18 protein-coding genes are annotated in these 21,930 nt (G+C 71.4%); 14 read left to right on the forward strand and 4 right to left on the reverse strand.

Annotated elements, in window-relative coordinates; genetic code table 11:
* The first annotated feature begins 159 nt into the window (after positions 1–159).
* From lpdA to V6U90_RS00765, 8 genes are all read left to right on the forward strand, one after another.
* Complete coding sequence (gene lpdA, locus V6U90_RS00730) at positions 160–1,548, forward strand: dihydrolipoyl dehydrogenase (protein WP_334430524.1); 1,389 nt, start codon at positions 160–162, stop codon at positions 1,546–1,548.
* Between the two features lie 73 nt (positions 1,549–1,621).
* Positions 1,622–3,454, forward strand: a complete 1,833-nt coding sequence (gene sucB, locus V6U90_RS00735; protein WP_334430525.1) for a 2-oxoglutarate dehydrogenase, E2 component, dihydrolipoamide succinyltransferase — start codon at positions 1,622–1,624, stop codon at positions 3,452–3,454.
* Between the two features lie 178 nt (positions 3,455–3,632).
* A complete protein-coding gene (locus tag V6U90_RS00740) occupies positions 3,633–4,583 on the forward strand; it encodes a helix-turn-helix transcriptional regulator (RefSeq protein WP_334430526.1) in 951 nt (316 codons plus the stop codon).
* 73 nt (positions 4,584–4,656) lie between these two features.
* A complete protein-coding gene (locus tag V6U90_RS00745) occupies positions 4,657–4,920 on the forward strand; it encodes a hypothetical protein (protein ID WP_334430528.1) in 264 nt (87 codons plus the stop codon).
* Positions 4,921–4,922: 2 nt separating this feature from the next.
* Complete coding sequence (locus tag V6U90_RS00750) at positions 4,923–6,350, forward strand: AAA family ATPase (RefSeq protein ID WP_334430530.1); 1,428 nt, start codon at positions 4,923–4,925, stop codon at positions 6,348–6,350.
* Between the two features lie 4 nt (positions 6,351–6,354).
* The gene (locus V6U90_RS00755; RefSeq protein ID WP_334430531.1) at positions 6,355–7,002 is read left to right on the forward strand and encodes a hypothetical protein; all 648 of its coding nucleotides are present in this window, start codon (positions 6,355–6,357) and stop codon (positions 7,000–7,002) included.
* Between the two features lie 234 nt (positions 7,003–7,236).
* Positions 7,237–7,653: a hypothetical protein gene (locus V6U90_RS00760; RefSeq protein WP_334430532.1), complete on the forward strand. Its 417-nt coding sequence runs from the start codon at positions 7,237–7,239 to the stop codon at positions 7,651–7,653.
* 102 nt (positions 7,654–7,755) lie between these two features.
* A complete protein-coding gene (locus V6U90_RS00765) occupies positions 7,756–8,655 on the forward strand; it encodes a TIGR01777 family oxidoreductase (protein ID WP_334430533.1) in 900 nt (299 codons plus the stop codon).
* 69 nt (positions 8,656–8,724) lie between these two features.
* Here V6U90_RS00765 and V6U90_RS00770 read toward each other — a convergent pair whose 3' ends face one another.
* Positions 8,725–9,933, reverse strand: a complete 1,209-nt coding sequence (locus V6U90_RS00770) for an extracellular catalytic domain type 1 short-chain-length polyhydroxyalkanoate depolymerase (RefSeq protein WP_334430534.1) — start codon at positions 9,931–9,933, stop codon at positions 8,725–8,727.
* A gap of 223 nt (positions 9,934–10,156) precedes the next feature.
* Between V6U90_RS00770 and V6U90_RS00775 the strand changes: the two genes are divergently transcribed.
* The 3 genes from V6U90_RS00775 to lipB all read left to right on the forward strand — a co-directional run bounded on the left by V6U90_RS00775 (position 10,157) and on the right by lipB (position 14,224).
* The gene (locus V6U90_RS00775; protein ID WP_442933493.1) at positions 10,157–12,028 is read left to right on the forward strand and encodes a DUF2079 domain-containing protein; all 1,872 of its coding nucleotides are present in this window, start codon (positions 10,157–10,159) and stop codon (positions 12,026–12,028) included.
* Between the two features lie 237 nt (positions 12,029–12,265).
* On the forward strand, positions 12,266–13,519 hold the full coding sequence (locus tag V6U90_RS00780; RefSeq protein WP_334430537.1) for a TolB family protein: 1,254 nt from the start codon (positions 12,266–12,268) through the stop codon (positions 13,517–13,519).
* 66 nt (positions 13,520–13,585) lie between these two features.
* Complete coding sequence (gene lipB, locus V6U90_RS00785) at positions 13,586–14,224, forward strand: lipoyl(octanoyl) transferase LipB (RefSeq protein ID WP_334430538.1); 639 nt, start codon at positions 13,586–13,588, stop codon at positions 14,222–14,224.
* Between the two features lie 73 nt (positions 14,225–14,297).
* Here the strand turns inward: lipB and aspS are convergent, their stop codons facing one another.
* Positions 14,298–15,584 carry an aspartate--tRNA(Asn) ligase gene (gene aspS / locus V6U90_RS00790; protein ID WP_334430539.1) on the reverse strand — a complete coding sequence of 429 codons (1,287 nt, stop codon included), beginning with the start codon at positions 15,582–15,584 and terminating at the stop codon, positions 14,298–14,300.
* Positions 15,585–16,044: 460 nt separating this feature from the next.
* On the opposite strand from aspS, the gene lipA reads away from it, so the two are divergent.
* Positions 16,045–16,989 (forward strand): lipoyl synthase, encoded by a 945-nt coding sequence (gene lipA, locus V6U90_RS00795; protein WP_334430540.1) that lies wholly within the window; start codon positions 16,045–16,047, stop codon positions 16,987–16,989.
* A gap of 190 nt (positions 16,990–17,179) precedes the next feature.
* On the forward strand, positions 17,180–17,869 hold the full coding sequence (locus V6U90_RS00800) for a DUF4191 domain-containing protein (RefSeq protein ID WP_334430541.1): 690 nt from the start codon (positions 17,180–17,182) through the stop codon (positions 17,867–17,869).
* A gap of 182 nt (positions 17,870–18,051) precedes the next feature.
* Here V6U90_RS00800 and V6U90_RS00805 read toward each other — a convergent pair whose 3' ends face one another.
* Positions 18,052–18,462, reverse strand: coding sequence for an RDD family protein (locus V6U90_RS00805; RefSeq protein WP_442933494.1), 411 nt, complete (start codon positions 18,460–18,462; stop codon positions 18,052–18,054).
* A 252-nt stretch (positions 18,463–18,714) separates the two neighbouring features.
* Between V6U90_RS00805 and glnA the strand changes: the two genes are divergently transcribed.
* Complete coding sequence (glnA, locus tag V6U90_RS00810; protein WP_334430543.1) at positions 18,715–20,139, forward strand: type I glutamate--ammonia ligase; 1,425 nt, start codon at positions 18,715–18,717, stop codon at positions 20,137–20,139.
* 130 nt (positions 20,140–20,269) lie between these two features.
* Here glnA and V6U90_RS00815 read toward each other — a convergent pair whose 3' ends face one another.
* Positions 20,270–21,841 carry a pyridoxal phosphate-dependent decarboxylase family protein gene (locus tag V6U90_RS00815; protein WP_334430544.1) on the reverse strand — a complete coding sequence of 524 codons (1,572 nt, stop codon included), beginning with the start codon at positions 21,839–21,841 and terminating at the stop codon, positions 20,270–20,272.
* Positions 21,842–21,930: the final 89 nt, after the last annotated feature.

Genomic DNA, 21,930 nt, shown 5'->3' on the forward strand with positions numbered 1-21,930 from the left:
GTGCCGTCGTCGAAGCCTGGGGCAAGCGTACGTCCGGTGAACGTGTCGTTGGGCACCTCGTGGCGCGGCCCGGGCGGGTAAGTGACAAGATGACCGAGGCGAGTATGCCCGTTTCCCTGGCATGACCCTCGTAGCAGCGACGCGACCTGGGAGTTAACTGTGAGCGAGCCGAACGACGCGACCTTCGACGTTGTCATTCTCGGAGGTGGTAGTGGCGGCTATGCCGCAGCCCTGCGCGCCGCCCAACTGGACCTGTCGGTCGCGTTGATCGAGAAGGGCAAGCTGGGCGGGACCTGCCTGCACAACGGCTGCATCCCGACCAAGGCGCTGCTGCACGCCGCCGAGATCGCCGACAACACCCGGGAGTCGGAGCAGTTCGGGGTCAAGGCCGAACTGGTCGGCATCGACATGGCCGGGGTCAACGCGTACAAGGACGGGGTGGTCTCCCGGCTCCACAAGGGCCTGCAGGGCCTGGTCAAGGGTGCCAAGATCACCTACGTCGAGGGCGCCGGCAAGCTGGTCGGCAAGGACACCGTCGAGGTCGACGGCAAGCGCTACACCGGCCGGAACGTCATCCTGGCCACCGGCTCGTACGCGCGCAGCCTGCCCGGCCTGGACGTCGACGGCGAGCGGATCATCACCAGCGACCACGCGCTCAAGCTGGACCGGGTGCCGACCTCCGCGATCGTGCTCGGCGGCGGCGTGATCGGCGTGGAGTTCGCCAGCGTGTGGCGCTCGTTCGGGGTGGACGTGACCATCATCGAGGCGCTGCCCCGGCTGGTCGCCGCCGAGGACGAGGAGTCGTCGAAGGCGCTGGAGCGGGCGTTCCGCAAGCGGAAGATCAACTTCAAGGTGGGCAAGCCGTTCGAGAAGGTCGAGAAGACCGACTCCGGCGTAGAGGTCACCATCGCCGGTGGCGAGACCGTCGAGGCCGAGCTGCTGCTGGTCGCGGTGGGCCGGGGTCCGGTCACCGCCGACCTGGGCTACGAGCAGCAGGGCATCCGGCTCGACCGGGGTTACGTGCTGACCGACGAGCGGCTGCGCACCGGGGTGGGCAACATCTACGCCGTCGGTGACATCGTGCCGGGCCTCCAGCTCGCACACCGTGGCTTCCAGCAGGGCATCTTCGTCGCCGAGGAGATCGCCGGGCTCAACCCCGCCGTGATCGACGAGGCCGGTATCCCCCGCGTCACCTACTCCGACCCGGAGCTGGCGTCGGTCGGGCTGACCGAGGCCAAGGCCAAGGAGCAGTACGGCGCCGACAAGGTCAAGGTCTACAACTACAACCTCGGCGGCAACGGCAAGAGCCAGATCCTCAAGACGGCCGGCTTCGTCAAGCTCGTCCGGGTGGAGGACGGCCCGGTGGTCGGCGTACACCTGGTCGGCGCCCGGGTCGGCGAGATGATCGGCGAGGCCCAGCTCATCTACAACTGGGAGGCCTACCCGGCCGAGGTGGCGCAGCTCGTGCACGCGCACCCCACCCAGAACGAGGCCCTCGGCGAGGCACACCTGGCCCTCGCCGGCAAGCCGTTGCACGCGCACGCCTGACCACACCTATTCCGCGACGTCCGGCGGCAGCGCGGGCGACGTTCGCACCAGGGGATTGAAGGAGTCGTAGAAGATGCCGGTATCGGTCACCATGCCCCGGCTTGGCGAGAGCGTCACTGAGGGCACCGTCACGCGCTGGCTGAAGCAGGAGGGCGAGCGGGTCGAGGTCGACGAGCCGCTGCTCGAGGTCTCGACCGACAAGGTCGACACGGAGATCCCCTCGCCCGCAGCCGGCGTGCTCAGCCGGATCGTGGTGGGCGAGGACGAGACCGCCGAGGTCGGCAGCGAGCTGGCGGTCATCGCCGGTGAGGGCGAGTCGGCCGAGCCTGCCGGTGGCGCGCAGCCCGAGGAGCAGGCCGCCCCGGCCGAGGAGCCGCAGCAGGCGGCCCAGCCGGCCGAGCAGCCGCAGGCCGCCGCCGAGGAGCCGGCGCCGCAGGCCGGGGCCGCCCCGACCGCCAAGGGCACCGCGGTGAAGATGCCTGCGCTCGGGGAGAGTGTCACCGAGGGTACGGTCACCCGCTGGCTCAAGGAGGTCGGCGACCCCGTCGAGGTCGACGAGCCGCTGCTGGAGGTCTCCACCGACAAGGTCGACACGGAGATCCCCTCCCCGGTCGCCGGTACCCTGCTGAAGATCAAGGTCGCCCAGGACGAGACCGCTCCGGTCGGCGCCGACCTGGCGGTGATCGGAGCCGCCGGTGCCGCCCCCAAGGCGGAGCCGAAGCCCGAGGCCAAGCCCGAGCCGAAGCCCGAGCCGAAGCCGGCCCCGCAGGCCGAGGCCAAGCCCGAGCCGAAGGCCGCCGAGCCGACGCCGGGCCTGTCGTACAACGAGCCCGCCGCCGAGGCCGAGACGGCCGCCCAGCCGACCCGGGCCGAGCAGGCCGCGCAGCCGTCCGCGCCGACCACGCCCCCGCAGCGCCCGTCCGCGCCGGCCCAGGGTGGTGGCGAGGAGGCGGCGGGCTACGTGACCCCGCTGGTCCGCAAGCTCGCCAGCGAGCACGGGGTGGACCTGTCCACGCTGACCGGCACCGGGGTCGGTGGCCGGATCCGTAAGCAGGACGTGCTGGACGCGGCGGAGAAGGCCAAGGCCGCCAAGGCCGCCAAGGCGGCGGCTCTGGCCGCTGCCCCGGCCGCCCCGCCGGCTGCCCCCGCCCAGCCGGCCGCCCGGCCGCAGCCGAGCCCGAAGCGGGGCAGCACCGAGAAGCTGCCCCGGATCCGCGCGGTCATCGCCAAGCGGATGCAGGAGTCGCTGCACGAGATGGCGCAGCTCACCACCGTGGTCGAGGTGGACGTCACCAAGGTGGCCAAGCTGCGGGCCCGGGCCAAGGACGCCTTCCTCGCCCGGCACGGCGTGAAGCTCTCCTTCCTGCCGTTCTTCGCCCTGGCGGCGGTCGAGGCGCTGCAGACCTACCCGGTGGTCAACGCCCGGATGGACCTGGAGGCCGGGACGATCACCTACCCGGACGCCGAGCACCTGGGCATCGCGGTGGACACCGAGCGGGGCCTGATGGTGCCGGTCATCCACGGTGCCGGTGACCTGAACCTGGGCGGCATCGCCAAGCGGATCGCCGACCTGGCCGAGCGCACCCGGACCAACAAGGTCAGCCCGGACGAGCTGGCCGGGGCGACCTTCACGCTGACCAACACCGGCAGCCGGGGGGCGCTCTTCGACACCCCGATCGTGCCGTCGCCGCAGTCGGCGATGCTCGGTACCGGTGCCGTGGTCAAGCGCCCGGTCGTGGTCAACGACCCGGAGCTGGGTGAGGTCATCGCGGTCCGCTCGATGGTCTACCTGGCCCTCTCCTACGACCACCGGCTGGTGGACGGCGCCGACGCGGCCCGCTTCCTGGTGGCGGTCAAGGAGCGGCTGGAGGCCGGCAACTTCGAGGCGGAGCTGGGCCTGGCCTGATCCGTCCGGTACGCCGCAAGGGGCGCGTGGCTTCGGCCACGCGCCCCTTGCGCATCCAGGGCCGGCCGGCCCGCTCCTCTCCATCCACCCCCGTTTTCCAGGAAGTCGCGGTGTCGACGCCGATCGGACCCCCCGACATCCCGAAATTCGTGGGCGCCCCTCCTGTCAGAATCCGGGGATGCGCGCCGACCGCCTCGTGGCCATCCTGTTGCTGATGCAGGCCCGGGGGCGGGTCACCGCCGCCGAGCTGGCCCGGGAGTTCGAGGTCTCGGTGGCGACCGCCCGGCGCGACCTCGACGCGCTCTCCGCCGCCGGCGTACCGGTCTATCCGCAACCCGGTCGGGGTGGCGGCTGGTCGCTGCTCGGCGACGCCCGCACCGACCTGAGCGGCCTCACCGCCGCCGAGGCGCGGGCCCTGTTCCTGCTGGTCGGTCCGGCTGCGACGACGAACGGGCCGGAGATCCGGTCGGCGCTGCGCAAGCTGGTCCGCGCCCTGCCCGGCACGTTCCGGGCCGCCGCCGAGGCCGCCGCCGATGCCGTGGTCGCCGACCCCGCGCGGTGGGGCGAGCGCGACCCGGAGCGGCCCGACCTGGTGGCGGTGCTCCAGACCGCGGTGGTGCAGCGCCGCCGGGTGGAGCTGGAGTACGCGGACCGGACCGGTGCCCGCAGCCGGCGACTGGTCGATCCGCTGGGTCTGGTCGCCAAGGGGGACGTCTGGTACCTGCTGGCCGGGACGGCCAACGGTCAGCGGACGTTCCGGGTGGACCGGATCAGCGATGCCGTCCCGACCGGGCTGCCCGCCGAGCGGCCGGCCGACTTCACCCTGATGCAGGCGTGGGAGCGGGTGGTCGACGAGGTGGAGCAGCACCGGTCACTGCTCTCGGCGACGCTGCTCATCGAGGCCCGCTTCCTGCCCGTGCTGCGTACCCACTTCGGGCGGCACTGCGACACCGAGGGCACCACCGACGACGGCCGGGTACGGGTGCGGGTGGCGGCGCCGACAGCGGTGTCCATCGCCGAGCAGCTCGCCGGCTGGGGTGACCGGGTCGAGGTGCTCTCCCCCGCGAGCGTCCGGGTCGAGCTGGCCCGGATCGGTCGGGAACTCATCGCCCGCTATCCGCCGGTATAGTCACGCCAGCGTCGCGGTGTACCCGGCAAGCAGACCGCCGAGGGCATGGAGGCGCGGGCAGCATGGGACACACATGCCACACTCCATCCGGCCGGGCAGCGACCGCCTGAGCGCGTTCGGTCAAGAGTTGATCGAGATCCACCGTTGGCTCCGCGAGGAGCTGGCCCGCCTCCGGGAGAACGTCGAGGCCCACCTGACCGGTGGCGCCGACCTTCCCACCAGCGACCCGCACACGAGCGGCCTCCGTACACGCGACCTGCGGGCGCACTGCCTGGCCTCACCGCCACGCCGGTCTAGGAGGTTGCGTAAGGAGCCTTACGCGGTGGTTAAGCTCTGAGGATGCTCACCCGGTTGGAGGTGCACGGCTTCAAGAACCTCCTCGACGTCGACATCGCATTCGGCCCCTTCACCTGCATCGCCGGAGCGAACGGGGTAGGCAAGTCGAACATCTTCGACGCGATCGAGTTTCTCTCCTACCTTGCCACGGACACCCTGGTCGAGGCGGCACAGCGGATCCGCGGATCGTCGGGCTCGCGTGGCGGCGATCCGCGGGACCTGTTCTGGGACGGCTACCGCGACCACCAACACCGGATCCGGCTTGCCGCCGAGATGATCGTGCCGGCCGAGGTGGAGGACGACCTGGGTACGCCAGCCGAGGCGACCACGACCTTCCTGCGGTACGAAGTCACTCTCGGTTTTGAGCCGCCGGTCAAGGAAGGCAGCATCGGCCGGTTGAGTCTGCTCGGTGAGGAGCTGCGGCACATCACCCGTGGTGAATCGGCACGCCATCTCCGTTTTCGGCACAGCGCGGGGAAGTTCCGCAACGCGGTCGTCCGGGGCGAACGGCGCGGCGGCGCATTCCTGTCGACCGAATCGCGGGACACCGGCACCGTCATCAACGTGCACGGGGATGGTGGCAGCCGGGGCAAACCGCAACCCCGGGCAGCCTCCCGGGCCGGCCGGACGGTGTTGAGCACCGTCACCACCAACGACTATCCGACCATCCTCGCCGCCCGGCGGGAGATGCAGAGCTGGCGACGGCTGGCCCTAGAGCCGTCGGCACTGCGTGCGCCGGACGGTTTTGCCGACCCCCGGTCGCTGGCAGCTGACGGCCGGCACCTGGCCGCCACCCTCTACCGGATCGCCAACGAGGCGGGCGGGGACGACCAGAAGGGTGACCCCGAGGCGGTCTACGCCCGGGTTGCCGGTCGACTCTCCGATCTCGTGGGCGTCCGGGTCAGGGACGTGGTCGTCGAGTTGGACCGGGTCCGTGAGGTGTTCACGCTCTTCCTGGAGGAGCGGGGTGATCTCCGGCTACCGGCCCGGGCGCTCTCCGAAGGGACGCTGCGCTTCCTCGCTCTCTGCGTACTACTCGAAGATCCCACCTTCACCGGCCTGATCTGCATGGAGGAACCGGAGAACGGGATCCACCCCGCCAATCTCTCCGCCATGCTCGACCTGGTGCGTGACCTGGCCGTCGATCCGCTGGGCTCCCCCGGCGAGACCAACCCGTTCCGCCAGGTCATCGTCAACACCCACTCGCCCTGGGTCGTCCAGCTCTGCGACCCCGCTGATCTGTTGCTCGCCGACGTCAGACCACGCCCAGGCCCGGACGGCACAGTAATCCGATCGCTGTCGCTGCTGCCCTACCGGGACAGCTGGCGGGCGCTCCCCGGTCAGCCCACATTCTCCGAGGCGGACGTGGTCGCCTATCTCGCGGCTCCACCGGATGCACAGCTTCGGCTCCCGTTCGACCTGGCGGAGTGAGAAAATGCGGTCATACTCCGGACTGTTCGTCGCGGAGGGCAGCTCCGATCTGCCGGTTGCTGATCTCGTCGAGTCGCTCTTCGTCAACCTCGGTGTCACAGTGCATCTGAGCAGGCCCGACTTCGCCCTGCTCGGCAAGGTTCCCAAGGACGTCCGGTCACGCGTCGCAGCCGGCCTCAAACTCATCGGCGGGCCGGTCGATCTGATCGTGGTGCACCGGGACGCGGACAACGCCGGGCACCACGCCCGGCAGCAGGAGATTCGTACGGCGGTGACGGCAGTCGACGGCTCTGCCGCACTGGTACCCGTGGTCCCGGTGCGGATGACTGAAGCCTGGTTGCTGCTGGACGAGACAGCGATCCGTCAGGTCGCCGGAAACCCGCGTGGCCGAACGAGGCTGACGTTACCGAAGATCCACGAGGTGGAGGCGGTGGCCGACCCGAAGGACCTCCTCCGCGACTGTCTGCTGAAGGCGGCCGACGTCAGCGGCAGACGCCGGGAAGCAGCGGTAAAGAGGTTCAACCAGCACCGCCGGCAGTTGCTGGAACGGCTCGACCCCACCGGTAACGTCACCCGACTCGACAGTTGGAGCCGGTTGGTATCGGACGTGGAACGAGTGATCAAGACCTGGGGCGCGGCCGGCACCGTCTGACGACCGGAGGCGCGCTCCAGGCGTACCCGGTCCGGCGGGAGGTGACGCGGGTCATGGCGACATTGGACATGGTGCGCGCACCACACCGGGCCCGACCGGTTCGGTACCGGGGCCCGGCACGGAACGTCCGACCGTGCCGACATCCTGCGAACCGGGCGGCCGGCTGGCTGACAGGACCAACGGACGGACCGTTCGGCCGGTGCGTCAAGATCGTCCACAGTCGAGACTGTGGCCGTGACGTATCAGAACCACTACTCGCCGTGGCAGGGCCAGGAGTCGCCCGGGCCGGCGGCCCCGGTACCGCAGTACCTGCCGGCGCCCCTGCCGTCCACACCGGTACCGTACGCCGCGCCGATGGTGGTGGCCGTACCGCAGAAGTCGGCCGGCGCGGCCGTCGCGCTAGAACTGGTCCTGGGCCTGTTCGGGGTGTTCGGCGTGGGCAACCTCTACGCCGGCCGGACCACCGCCGGGGTGATCCTGATGTTCTCCTTCTGGGGCATGTTCTGGATCAACTTCTTCCTGCTCTTCCTCGCGGTCGGCATCGTGACCATGCCGCTGACCTGGATCGCATACCTGGTGACCGGGGCGCTGCTGGCCGCGCAGGGCATCGAGCGGCACAACTCGGGCCTGGCGCTGGCCAGGTCGTACTGAGTCGTACCGGCTCGGCTCTGGCGGGTGGCCGCCCGCCGGGGCCGCGTTGTCGGGTTCGGCACAGCCGCGTCCGGACGGGGCGGTGTGGCCGAAGATAAGGACATGCGGATCCTCATGGCCGGCGCGTCCGGCTTCCTCGGCACCCGGCTGGCCGGTCGACTCACCGCCGACGGCCACCGGGTCGTCCGGCTGGTACGCCGCCCTCCCCGGGGCACCGACGAGGTCCGGTGGGACCCGTCGTCGGCCCACCTGGACCCGGCTGCGGTGGCCGAGGCGGACGCGATCATCAACCTGGCCGGCGCCGGGGTCGGCGACAAGCGGTGGAACGACACGTACCGGGCGCTGATCCGGTCCAGCCGGGTGGACAGCACCACCACGCTGGCCGTCACCATCGCCGGCCTGCCCGCCGACGACCGGCCGAAGGTGCTGCTCAACGCCTCTGCCGTCGGTTGGTACGGCAACACCGGCGACCGGCCGGTGGAGGAGGACGCGCCAGCCGGCAACGGGTTCCTCGCCGACGTGGCCCGGGTCTGGGAGGCGGCCACCCGACCGGCCGAGGACGCCGGGGTACGGGTGGTCCGGCTCCGGACCGGCCTACCGTTGCACCGGGACGGCGGCCTGCTCAAGCCGCAGCTGCTGCCGTTCCGACTGGGCATCGCCGGGCGGCTCGGCAGCGGCCGGCAGTGGGTGCCGTGGATCGCGATGACCGACTGGCTGGGAGCCCTGCGGTTCCTGCTCGACGGGGCGGACATCGCCGGGGCGGTCAACGTGGTGGGCCCGCATCCGGTGACCAACGCCGAGTTCACCCGGCAGTTGGCCGCCGCCGTGCACCGGCCTGCGGTCATCCCGATCCCGGCGCTCGCCCTCAAGGTGGCCCTCGGCGGGTTCGCCACCGAGGCGTTGACCAGTGCCCGGGTCCTGCCCGGGGTACTCTCCCGGGCCGGGTTCACCTGGCGGCACCCGGACCTGGCCGGCGCGCTGCACGCCGCCCTCACCGACTGACAGGTGTAAGGAAGGGCCCCCTGTTATCGCTTTTGGTAGAGGAAGGGCCCCTTCCTAACACCTGACCCGTCAGCAGCCGATGACCCAGTGGTTGGCGGCGGTCTGTTTCAGGGTGGTCATGTTGAAGGTGTTGTAGAGGCCCATCCGCTGGTTGGAGCCGAGCGCGTAGGCGTACCCGAGGGAGGCGTAGGCCCGACCGGCGGCGACGTGCGCGTAGTTGCTCGCGGTGACGCAGACCGGCGTGGCGGTCGGGGACGGCGTGGGGCTGGCGGTCGCCGTCGGGGTCGGGGTCGGACCGCCGCCGGAGCCGTCGAGGCCGAAGAAGACGGCGTCCCGGTACGCCGAGCAGATGGTGTCCAGGAAGTACGCCCCGGCGGTGCCGCACTGGTCGGCACCGGAGCCCGGGTCGACCGGTGTGCCGTGGCCCATCCCGCTGACCCGGTAGACGCGCACCACGTCCGCGCCGTACCGCTCCAGGGTGGTGCCACCGGGCAGCGTGGCGGTGCCGGTCGGGGTCTGTGACACGCCGAGCACGTTGGTCCACTGGTCCCGGGACTCGGTGGCGTTGGCCACGGCCACCGTGTAGTCACTGGTGCCGTGCCAGACGGCCACCCTCGGCCGGGGACCGGTGTAACCGGAGTAGGCGTTGCGGACCAGGTCGCCCCACTGGGCGGGGGTCTTGTCGACGCCGGGGCTCATGCAGGTGAAGGCGGTGACCATGCTGGTGGCACAGCCGTAGGGCACGCCGGCGACGACCGATCCGGCGGTGAAGACGTCCGGGTACGCCGCGAGCAGCGCGGAGACCATCGCGCCACCTGCGGAGAGCCCGCTGACGAAGACCCGTCCCGTGCCGTAGCTGGTCCTGGCGTGGTCCACCATCTGCCTGATCGACAGTGCCTCGCCCTGACCGCGCCGGGTGTCCCCTGGCTCGAACCAGTTGAAGCAGGCGGTGGCGTTGTTGGCGGACTTCTGCTCGGGCACGATCAGCGCGAACTTCCACTGGTCGGCGTACTTGCGCCAGCCGGAGTTGGTGAAGTACGTGTTCGCGTTCTGGGTACAGCCGTGCAGCAGCACCACGGCCGGTGCGCCGGACGGCAGCCCGTCCGGACGGTAGGCGTACATGGCGAGGTTGCCGGGATTGGAGCCGAAGCCGGTCACCTGGGTGAGGGTGGCTGCCTGGGCGGGGGCGGTGCCGACCAGCACGGCGGCGGCCACCAGGACGGTACCGGCGACGACGCCGGCCAACCGGGTGAGCAGGGTCGAGGAGCGGCGGCGCATCGGCGGCCTCCTGAGCGTGGGATGTGAACTGGGTCACCCCGGGATTGCCAGGACGTTACGTCGATGTGTCAGAGCAATGACATGGGCCTGGTTCACACATTCACTGTCGTCGAGGTGTGCGCGATGCTCGGGTGTTAAGAAGGGGCCCTTCCTCTACCAAAAGCGATAACCGGGGGCCCTTCCTTACATGGTGGGTGGGGTTGCGGTTGGTAACGTCCGGCCCGTGCCGACATCGCCGTCTCAGGTCAGCGGGCCGCAGCAGCCCGACCAACCGTCCGGCGCCGCCGGGGTACGGGTGTCCCGCTCGGCCCGGCGGCGGGTCGACCTGGTGGTGCTGGTTGCCGCGCTCGCGCTGGCCGCCTGGGTGACCATCGGGTTGTGGCGGGACCCGGACGGGCGCGCGGTCACCGTCAACTCCAGCGACCAGGCGCTCTTCGAGTGGCTGCTCGCCTTCGGCGCGCACGCGCTGACCCACGGCGACAACCCGCTCTTCACGTACCTGCTCAACGTCCCCGACGGGGTCAACCTCGCGGTCAACACCTCGATCACCGTGTACGCGGCGGTCTTCGCCCCGCTGACCTACCTGGTCGGTCCGTCCGCCACCTTCCTGGTCATCCTGACGCTGAACCTCGCCGCCACCGCCGTGGCCTGGTACTGGCTGCTCTCCCGGCACCTGGTCGGCGACCCGGTCGCCGCCGCGGTCGGGGGACTCTTCATCGGCTTCGCGCCCGGCATGGTGTCGCACGCCAACGCCCACCTCAACTGGACCGCCGGCTGGCTGGTACCGCTGCTGGTGTGGCGGACCTTCGCACTGCGCGAACCCGGTCGCCCCGGGTCGGCGTGGCGCCGGCTGGGCTGGCTGCGCAACGGGCTGCTGCTCGGCGTGCTCGTCGCGGTCGCGTTCTCGATCGCCGCCGAGGGGCTGTTCTTCACCGCCCTCGCCGTCGGCGTGTTCCTGGCCGTCTGGGCCCTGCACCCGGCCCGGCGGGCCGAGGCCCGCGCCGCGCTGCCCACCTTCGTCCGGGGTCTCGCGGTGACCGGGCTGACCGCGGGGGTGTTGCTGGCGTACCCGCTCTGGCTGCACTTCGCCGGACCGCAGCGGTTCCACGGCACCGGGTTCGACCCGGTGATCCACGCCGAGGACATCGCCGCGTTCGGGGCGTACCCGCAACGGAGCCTGGCCGGGCTGGCCGGGTGGGACACCATGCTCGCCCCGAACCCGACCGAGGAGAACAGCTTCTTCGGGGTACCCCTGCTGCTGCTCGCCGTCGCCTGTTTCGTGCTGCTCTGGCAGTACGCCGGCCGGGCCCACCGGGCCACCCTGACCGCGATCGGGGTGACCGCGCTGGTCTTCACCGTGCTCTCCTGGGGCCCCCGGGCGAAACTCGACGGCGAGTACACCGACGTGCCCCTGCCCTTCGCGGTCCTCGGGCAGCTTCCGGTGATCAACGCGGCGCTGCCGTCGCGGTTGGCGCTGGTGGTCGCCCCGCTGCTCGGCCTGCTGCTGGCGTACGCGGTCGCGCTGCTGCGCGCCCGGCCCCGCCGCCGGTCGACCGTGCTGTGGTGGGTGGCGTACGCGGTGGCGCTGCTGCCGCTGCTGCCCACGCCGCTGCTGACCCGGGAACGGGAACCGGTCCCGACTTTCATCACCGCCGGCACCTGGCAGCGGTACGTCCCGCCGGGCGGGGTGCTCACCCCGGTACCGCTGACCGTGGACGTCACCCCGGACGGGCAGCGCTGGCAGGCGTACGCCCTGGCCCACCGGCAGGGCGCGTTCGCCCTGCCGGCCGGGTTCTTCCTCGGGCCGGGCGGTCCGGACGGCCGGGGCCGGATCGGTCCGGTGCCGCGTACCTTCGACACCCTGGTGATGCAGGCCGCGCGGTACGGCCGGGTGCCGATCGTCACCGAGGGGACCCGGCAACTGGTCCGCGACGACCTGCGGTACTGGCGGGTCGAGGTGGTCGTGCTGGCCGACCGGGTGCACGGGGCCAAGTTCCCCGTCGATGCCGACGTGCTGCTGCGCACCACCACCGCGCTGCTCGGCCCGCCGCAGCGGGTCGACGACGTCTGGCTCTGGCGGGTCGGACCGGCCTGACCCGCGCCGACGTCCGGGCCGGACCAGCCTGACCCGCGCCGACGTCCCGGTCGGACCAGCCTGACCCGCGCCGACGTCCGGGCCGGTCGCGCGGCACCCGCGTCCCGCGCAGCAGACCGGACCGATCGACGGGCAGCGTTCCTCGACCGGATCGCGTCTAATGGGCCAATGGTCTCGCGTGCACGTTCCGGATGGCGACCGCGGAGCAGGGCGGAACTGGTCCGGGGAACAGCCGCGGTGTTCGCCGCCCTGGTGCTGCTGGCCGCCGCCGCGATCGCGCCCGACTGGCTGGCCCGGACCGCCGGCGCCACCGCCACCGGCCAGCCCGCCGCACCGAGCCGGCTGCACGATCCCTGGTTCTGGCAGGCCACCGTCGGGCAGCGTCCGGTGGGTCCGGCCACCGTCCTGTTCTTCACCGACCGCACCCGCTATTTCGAGTCGACCGGGGTGATGGTCGGCCGCCGGGGTGGGTACCGCCTGCTCCCGGTCGATGTCGGCGAGGGGCAGGGGATGCTCTCCCCAGACGGACGGCTCTATCTGCGCCCGGGCAGCGGGGTGGTGGTGGACCTGGCCACCGGCGAGGAGCGGCGGGCCGGCCCGGCCGGGTTCCGCCCGCTGGCCTGGTCACCCCGGGGCGTCGAGTTGCTGGGTACCCGGGACAACGACGACAGCGTCATCACCTACGGCCCGGACAACCGGTCGGTGGACGACCCGGCCCGACCGGACGACCTGCTCACCGTCGACCTGCACACCGGGCGTACCCGGGTGGTTCCGGCCGACACCTTCGCCAGCCACGCCGCCGCGTCCTGGTCCCCGGACGCGCGGCTGATCGTGGTCGCCGGCGCGGTCGGACCGGGCGACGGGGACCGGCAACGGGTGTCGGTCGTCGACCCGTCGACCGGGACGGTGCGCTGGAGCCGCGACCTGGACGGGCGGTACCGGCTCGGCGGCCGGGCCGCGTGGAGTCCGGACGGCAGCCGGATCGCCCTGCTCGGACACGAGGGCTGCGCCGGGGACGCCTGTCCACCGGACGCGGTGGCCGCCCGGCAGTGGCGGATCGGCTACCTGGACGCCCACACCGGCGCCCCGCTGGGTCCTTCGCTCCCGCTCGACGGGTGGCCGAAGGAGGTGGTCGGCTGGCGGGCCGGTACCGAGCCGGTGCTGACCCGGGTACCGGAGGGCGAGGTCCGGGTCGAGGGCGGTCACCTGGTCGTCGTCGCGGTACGGGGCGACGGCCGGGCCGAGACGCTGCTGGACTCCCCGGCCGGGGTGACCGGTATCGAGTTGCCGGACGTGGTGCTGGCCCGGTCGGCGTTCGGCGGTGGGGATCCCCGGCCGTCGGTGTTCGCCGCCCCGCTCTGGTGCTACCTGCTGGTCGCCACGCCGCCGTTGCTCCTGGTCGGCTGGCTGATCCGGAGCCGGCGCGCCACCGGTACGCCATCCGGTGGCACCCGGGCCGACACCACAACCGGCGCGACACCCGCCGACTGACCCGACACCCGACGGGTGAGCGGTCTCACCGGCCGCTGCCCGTCCCGGCCGGACTACGCTGGCGACGTGACCAGTACGACTTCCGGCCTGACGGCCGTACGCGCCGGCGTACTCGACTATCTGACCGCGTGGGACGAGCAGCGCCGCCTGCACGAGGCGGTGGTGGCGGGCGAGGAGTCCGACACGGTGCTGCTGCTGGAGCATCCCAGCGTCTACACCGCCGGTAAGCGGACCGAGCCGTGGGACCGGCCGATGGACGGTACCCCGGTGGTCGACGTCGACCGGGGCGGCAAGATCACCTGGCACGGTCCGGGGCAGCTCGTCGGTTACCCAATCCTGAAGCTGCCCGACCCGATCGACGTGGTCGCCTACGTACGGCGTACCGAGCAACTGCTGATCGACGTCTGCGCCGAGCTGGGGCTGGCCACCACCCGGGTGGAGGGGCGCAGCGGCGTGTGGGTACCGGACGACGAGCGCGGACCGGCCCGCAAGGTCGCCGCCATCGGGATCCGGGTGGCCCGGGGCGTGACCCTGCACGGCTTCGCCATCAACTGTGACTGCGACCTGACGTACTACGACCGGATCGTGCCCTGCGGCATCCAGGACGCCGGGGTCACCTCGCTCAGCGCCGAACTGGGCCGGCCGGTCACCGTGGCCGAGGTGCTGCCGGTCGTCGAGCACCGGCTGCCGACCCTGCTCGCCTGACCCGCCTCAGGTGTTAACAAGGGCCCCTTCCTATACCGAAAACGATAAGAAGGGGCCCTTCCTTACACCCCCGCTAGGGGGTGAGCCGGTTCAGGTCGCGCGGGAAGGCGGTCACCTCGCGGACGTTGGTCGCACCGACCAGCCGGGCGACGAAGCGTTCCAGCCCGATCGCGAACCCGCCGTGCGGCGGCATGCCGTGCCGGAACCCGTCCAGGTAACCGGTGTACGCCCCGACCGGTTCACCCCGGGCGGCCAACGCCGCCAGGTAGTCGTCGTACCGGTGCAGTCGCTGCCCGCCGGTGACCAGCTCCACACCCCGGAACAGCAGGTCGAACCCGTTGGAGTACGCCGGCCGGGCCGGGTCGGGGTGGGTGTAGAACGGCCGTTTCGCCATCGGGTACCCGGTGACGAAGACGAAGTCGCTGCCGTGCTCGCGGGCCGCCCACTCCCCCACCGCCCGCTCGTGGGCCGGGGCGAGGTCCGGCTCGTCGTCCGGTGCACCGGCGACCGCGAGCGCCTCGGTGAAGTGCAGCGCGGGGATCTCGGCCGGTACCGACGGTACGGCGAGCCCCAGCGTGGCCAGCGCGCCACCGGCCCGGACGGACACCTCCGCGAGCATGCCGGCCAGGACGTCCCGCAGCACCGCCATCACGTCCCGGTGGTCGGTGACGAACCCTAGTTCGGCGTCGAGCGAGGTGTACTGCGCCAGGTGCCGGACGGTGTCGTGCGGTTCGGCCCGGAACACCGGCCCGACCTCGTAGACCCGTTCGAAGACCCCCACCATGAGCTGCTTGTAGAACTGCGGGGACTGGGCCAGGTACGCCGGCCGACCGAAGTAGTCGAGGGCGAATACGGTCGCCCCGGACTCGGTCGACGAGCCGACGATCTTCGGGGTGTGCACCTCGACGAAGCCCTGCCCGTCGAGGGCGGACCGGAACCCGGCCACCGCCGCCGCCGAGATCCGCAGTGCGGCGGCCCGGGTGGGATGGCGTAGCGCCACGGCCGCGTGGTCGAGCTGCGTCGGCAGGCTCGCGGTGAGCGCCGGACGGTACAGGTCGAACGGCGGGGGTACGGCGGGCGCGCCGAGCAGGCGTACCCGTGGGTCGGTCAACTCGACCCCGGCGGGCGCCGCGGGTTGGGCCACCGGTGTACCGGTGACCTCGACGGCGCTCTCCTCGGTGAGCTGCTCGACCACGGTGCGGGTCGCCGGGTCGGTGATCACCACCTGGGCCAGGCCGGTGGCGTCCCGGACGATCAGGAAGGCCACCGACTTGAGCAGCCGGCGGCGGTGTACCCAGCCGGCGATCCGAACGGTGGCGCCGATGTGGGTGGGGAGTTGGCGGGACAGGACGCGTTGCATGGCGGCTACCTCCTCGTCTGTACGCAACGCCTCCGCCACCGGCGGATGCCGGGCGGCGGAGCCTGCTGTCAGCCCCGGGAGGTGTGGGCGAGCGGGAACTCGCGGTGCCACCACACCTTCACCACCGGTCAGGTACGGCCGGTGGCCTCGTTTGTCGCCCGTGACGCCGGGCGTGGTCGGCGGGTTCTACACGGACGCCGTAGCGCCGTTCTTCCCGCAGCTCGGGAGGGTCTTCACGTCCGGTGCGGAGACCACCTTCCCAGCTACCGGTGGTTCTCTCTGCTCCGCTGGCCGGACGCTACTCGGCTCCGTCATCGCCGTTGCCGCCCGATGGTAGTGCGTTTTCCGGGCCGGAGCCGCGAATCTTCCCGGCCCGGGTGACCGGACTCACGAGATTTCCCGTGGTGAGCCGCGTCGCCCCGCTCCATCGACCACCGCCATCGGGCGTAGGCTCGGATTCGTGACGATTGCTCCCGAGGGCCGGCGCCTGCTGCGCATCGAGGCCCGCAACGCCGAGACCCCGATCGAGCGCAAGCCGCCGTGGATCAAGGTCAAGGCCAAGATGGGGCCGGAGTACACCGAGCTGCGGGGTCTGGTGTCCCGCGAAGGGTTGCACACGGTCTGCCAGGAGGCCGGCTGCCCCAACATCTACGAGTGCTGGGAGGATCGCGAGGCGACCTTCCTGATCGGCGGCGACCAGTGCACCCGCCGGTGCGACTTCTGCCAGATCGACACGGGCAAGCCGGCCGAGTTCGACGCCGACGAGCCGCGCCGGGTCGCCGAGTCGGTGGCCACCATGGGGCTGCGGTACGCGACCATCACCGGGGTGGCCCGCGACGACCTGCCCGACGGCGGTGCCTGGCTGTACGCGGAGACCGTCCGGCAGATCCACGCCCTCCAGGCCGGTTGCGGCGTGGAGCTGCTGATCCCGGACTTCAACGCGGTACCGGAGCAGCTGGCCGAGGTCTTCGGTTCCCGCCCCGAGGTGCTGGCGCACAACGTGGAGACGGTCCCCCGGATCTTCAAGCGGATCCGGCCGGCGTTCGGCTACGAACGGTCGCTCGATGTCATCCGGCAGGCCCGCGCGGCCGGCCTGGTCACCAAGTCCAACCTGATCCTGGGCATGGGTGAGGAGCGGGCCGAGGTCTCCCAGGCGCTCCGGGACCTGCACGACGCCGGTTGTGAGCTGATCACCATCACGCAGTACCTGCGCCCCACCCCGCGGCACCACCCGGTCGAGCGCTGGGTGAAGCCAGAGGAGTTCGTCGAGCTGCGCGAGGAGGCCGAGGAGATCGGCTTCGCCGGGGTGATGAGCGGGCCGCTGGTGCGTTCGTCGTACCGGGCCGGCCGGCTCTACCGGCAGGCGCTGGACGCCCGCACGGAGCAGGCGCCTGCGGCGCTCTGACCTGGCCCGGCAGGACTGACCCGATCCCGGTGCCGCCCGCCTGCCAGCGGGTGGCACCGTCGTCCGGGCCGCTCTTGGCCGCAGGGCCGGGTGGCCCGGCTCAGGGCCACCGGGCTGCTCCGGCCGGCATGTCCGGGTGGCGGCCGGGCGCGGATCAACCCGGTGTACGTGGACCACTAGACTCCCTGGCATGGCAAAGCCCCAGGAGAAGGTCTCGTTCGGCCAGCGGCTGAAGCAGATCGGGATGGTGTTCTCGTTCACCGCCAAGCAGGACCGGTGGTTCGCGCCGCTGGCCGCCGCCGCGGTGCTGATCCCGCTGTCGTTGACCGTGGTCGCGGTCCTGCTCTGGGGCTGGCTCTGGCTGCCGATCGGCATTCTGCTCACGCTGCTCGCCCTGCTGATCGTGCTGAACGTACGCTCCAACGCGGCGATGATGAACGCGGCCGAGGGGCAGCCCGGTGCGGCTGCGTCGATCGTGGAGAACATGCGGGGTGACTGGCGGGTCACTCCGGCGGTCAGCTCGACCACCCAGATGGACATGGTGCACCTGGTGATCGGGAAGCCGGGCGTGATCCTGCTCGCCGAGGGCAACCCCCAGCGGGTACGCGGGCTGCTCGGCCAGGAGAAGCGGCGACTGTCGAAGGTGATCGGCAACGCCCCGCTCTACGACTACGTGATCGGGCAGGGCGACGGTGAGCTGCCGGTCCGCAAGCTGCGGATGACCATGATGCGGCTGCCCCGGAACCTGACCGGCAAGGACGTCAACGCGCTCGACAAGCGGCTCAAGGCGCTCACCGCCCGGCCGCAGATGCCGAAGGGCGCGATCCCGAAGAACATGCGCCCGTCGAAGGGCGCATTCCGGCAGATGCGCGGTCGCTGACCGTCGACGGTTCCACCGTCGCACACCGCCCCGATCACCTTCAGGTTGTTGATGAGGTTTGCGGGGCGAGCAGGTCGGCAGTTCCCGCCGGCCTCGATCAACAGCGGTTCCCCCGCCACTTTCCGGACCAACAGCGGGCGTGGCGGCGCCGCCGCCGGGCGCCGCCCCTGCACCGCCGGCCGCTACCGGGTGGCCGGGACGACGACCGAGCCGACCAGCCGGTCGTGCAGGCCACGCCGCTGCTCGTCCATCAGCAGGGCCGGGACGACGAGGGCGAGCAGCACGCCACGCAGCAGCGCCCGGATCACGCCGATCCGGCCGCCGTCGGCCCAGGCGAGGCAACGGATCCGGGTGACGAACATGCCGGGGGTCTGGGCGAAGAGCCCGATGAACAGGGCGTACTCGAAGACCAGGACCACCACCGGCGCCCAGCCGTCGCGTACCGGGTCGGCGAAGAGGTTCGACACCAGCAGGCAGAGCACCCAGTCGATCAGCAGGGCGCCGAACCGGCGGCCGAGGCTGGCCGGGACGAACTGGGAATCCGCAGCGGGCGGTACGGGTACCGGATCATGCGTCGTGGTCACAGCAGTCAAGGTTAGCCAGGGCGCCTCCGGGGTCCGCCCACCGGTTCCACAGATGGCGGCAAACAGGACCAAAAACATGAATTGCCGGAATCCGGCACCTGCGGGTATCGTCCGAACGGACATCGGATGACGGCTGAGCGGCGCGTACGACGCTCCGCGAGTGACGTAACACGGCAGAAACACTCAAGACACGGCCGGGCAACCCCACGGTCATAGCGTCGCCAGCAGCCTAGCCACCCAGTGGACGTGCCAGGAGGACGTGTGTTCGCCAATCCCGAGGAACTCCTGCGATACCTCAAGAACGAGGACGTAAAGTTCGTCGACGTACGTTTTTGTGACCTGCCCGGTGTGATGCAGCACTTCAACCTGCCGGTCGAGTCGTTCGACGAGAGCGTCTTCGCCGACGGTCTCGCGTTCGACGGTTCCTCGATCCGCGGGTTCCAGGCGATCCACGAGTCGGACATGCTCCTGCTCCCGGACGTCGCCAGCGCCTTCATCGACCCGTTCCGGGCGCAGAAGACCCTCGCGCTGAACTTCTTCATCCACGACCCGTTCACCCGTGAGGCGTACTCCCGGGACCCGCGGAACGTGGCCAAGAAGGCCGAGGCGTACCTGGCCGCGAGCGGCATCGCGGACACCGCGTACTTCGGTGCCGAGGCGGAGTTCTACATCTTCGACTCGATCCGCCACGAGACCTCCGCGCACCAGGCGTTCTACTACATCGACTCGATCGAGGGCGCCTGGAACTCCGGCCGCGAGGAGGAGGGCGGCAACCGCGGTTACAAGACCGCGTACAAGGGCGGCTACTTCCCCGTCCCGCCGGTCGACCACTACGCCGACCTGCGGGACAGCATGGTCCGCCGGCTGGTGGACACCGGCTTCACCGTGGAGCGCTCGCACCACGAGGTGGGCACCGCCGGCCAGTCCGAGATCAACTACAAGTTCTCGACGCTGCTGCACTCGGCCGACCAGCTCCAGCTCTTCAAGTACATCATCAAGAACGAGGCCTGGGCGGCCGGCAAGACCGCGACCTTCATGCCCAAGCCGCTCTTCGGTGACAACGGCTCCGGCATGCACACCCACCAGAGCCTCTGGCTCAACGGTGAGCCGCTGTTCTACGACGAGACCGGTTACGCCGGCCTGTCCGACACCGCCCGCTGGTACATCGGCGGTCTGCTGCACCACGCGCCGTCGCTGCTCGCCTTCACCAACCCGACGATCAACTCGTACCGTCGGCTGGTGCCGGGCTTCGAGGCCCCGGTCAACCTGGTCTACTCGCAGCGCAACCGCTCCGCCTGCACCCGTATCCCGGTGACCGGCAGCAACGCCAAGGCCAAGCGCGTCGAGTTCCGCGTGCCGGACCCGTCGAGCAACCCGTACCTCGCCTTCGCGGCGATGATGATGGCCGGCCTGGACGGCATCAAGAACAAGATCGAGCCGCCGGCGCCGATCGACAAGGACCTGTACGACCTGCCGCCGGAGGAGTGGGGCTCGGTCAAGCAGGTTCCGGGTTCGCTGTCCGAGGTGCTCGACGCCCTGGAGGCCGACCACGACTACCTGCTGGAGGGTGGCGTCTTCACGCCGGACCTGATCTCCACCTGGGTCGAGTGGAAGCGCGCCAACGAGGTCGACCCGGTCCGCCTGCGGCCGACCCCGCACGAGTTCGCGATGTACTTCGACTGCTGAACCGACCCGCTCGACGGCTCGGGGCCGGTCCGCTCACCGCGGACCGGCCCCGAGCCGTTGCGGTAAGGAAGGGCCCCTTCTTAACGCATTCGGTAGAGGAAGGGCCCCCTCTTAACACCCGTCGCCCGCCTCAACCCGCCAGTTTGGCGGTCAGCTCGCGTACCACCCCGACCAGCAGGTCGATGTCGGTCTCGGTGGTCCGCCAGTTGACGATCGCCGGACGCAACGCGACCCGCCCGTCGTAGACGGTGGTGCCGACGAAGACCCGCCCGTCATCGAGCAGGGCGGCGCCGACACGCCGGTTGAGGTCGTCCAACTGCTCCTCGGTCCGCCCGGCCGGGCGGGCCCGGAAGCAGACGATGCAGAGCGGCACGTCCGCGAGGCGTTCGAGATCGGGCGCCTCGTCGACCAGCCGGGCCAACCGCTGGGCCAGATCGAGATGGCGCTCCACCATCGCCCGGTAGCCGTCCCGCCCGTACGCGGCCAGGGTCGCCCAGATCGGCAGGGACCGGGCCCGACGCGACGACTCCGGACCGAGCAGGGCGTAGTCCGGACCGCCCGTGTCCCCCTTCGCCCCGTCCCCGGGTACCCGATCAACGGCCGCCGGAGCGACGGCGGCCGGGGCAACGACGGCCGGGGCAACGACGGTGGCCTGGTCGTCCGCCGCAACGGAAGCCGGCTGGCGGAGCGCGCTGCGTTCCCCCGGCAGGTACGCCGCTCCCGGCATGCCGAACGCGGCGGCCAACCGGGACGGATCCCGCAGGAACGCGAATCCGCTCTCGTAGGGCACGTTGAGCCACTTGTGCCCGTCACCGGCGATCGAGTCGGCGCGTTCGATCCCCTGGACCAGCCGTCGGGTCCTCGGCGAGAGCGCCGCGAAGAGCCCGAACGCGCCGTCCACGTGCAGCCAGGCGCCGTACCGCTCGGCAAGGTCGGCCAACTCGTCGACCGGGTCGAAGTCGCCGGTGTTGACCTCGCCGGCACTGGCGATCAGCACCGCCGGTGCGGCCAGTTCCGCCAGGCGGCGCTCCAGTGCCACCAGGTCGACCCGCCCGACCCGGTCGGCGGCGAACACCTCGACCGCGTTGCGGCCGTGGCCGAGCAACTGCAACGCCTTGCGGTCGCTCGGATGGACGTACCCGCCGGAGAGCACCGGCATCCGGGGCAGGCCGGTCAGCCCGTCGGCCGCCACGTCCGCCCCGTGCCGCTCGCCCCACCAGTGGGTCGCGGCGGCCAGCGCGGTGAAGTTGGCGAAGGTGGCGCTGGCGACCAGGGCACCGCCGTACGACTCCGGCAGGCCGAACAGCTCGCGCAGCCAGCGCAACGCGACCGTCTCCGCCTCCGCGGCGAACTGCGACGAGGCGCGGAAGCTGGCGTTCTGATCCAGCAGGGCGGCGGTCCAGTCGGCGGCGAGCGCGGCCGGCGTGGCCCCACCGGTGACGAAGTGGAAGAAACGCGGCCCGGCCGAGTGGGTCGCGGCGGCGGTCCCCACCCGCAGCAGCCGCCGCAGTGCGGCAGCCGCCCCGTCGCCCTGCCCGGGCATCGGGTCTCCGGCGGCCGGCACGGCAAGTTCCGCGAGCAGGTGCCGTGCCGCCGGGTCGTGCACCGGGCGGTCGGCCAGGGATTCGAGGTACGGTCCGGCGGCCTCGTACACCTGCCGTAGGACGTCCACGGTCGCGTCGTCCCGCAGCGGATCGGTCATCACGTCTCCCCTCGGCCGGCCCTGGCGGCGGTCCGCCCTCACCCTGGCAGCAGGGATGGACGGCGACAGGAGCCAATCCGTGCCGGGTG

Source organism: Micromonospora sp. CPCC 206060 (assembly GCF_036906895.1).
Classification (GTDB): Bacteria; Actinomycetota; Actinomycetes; order Mycobacteriales; family Micromonosporaceae; genus Micromonospora.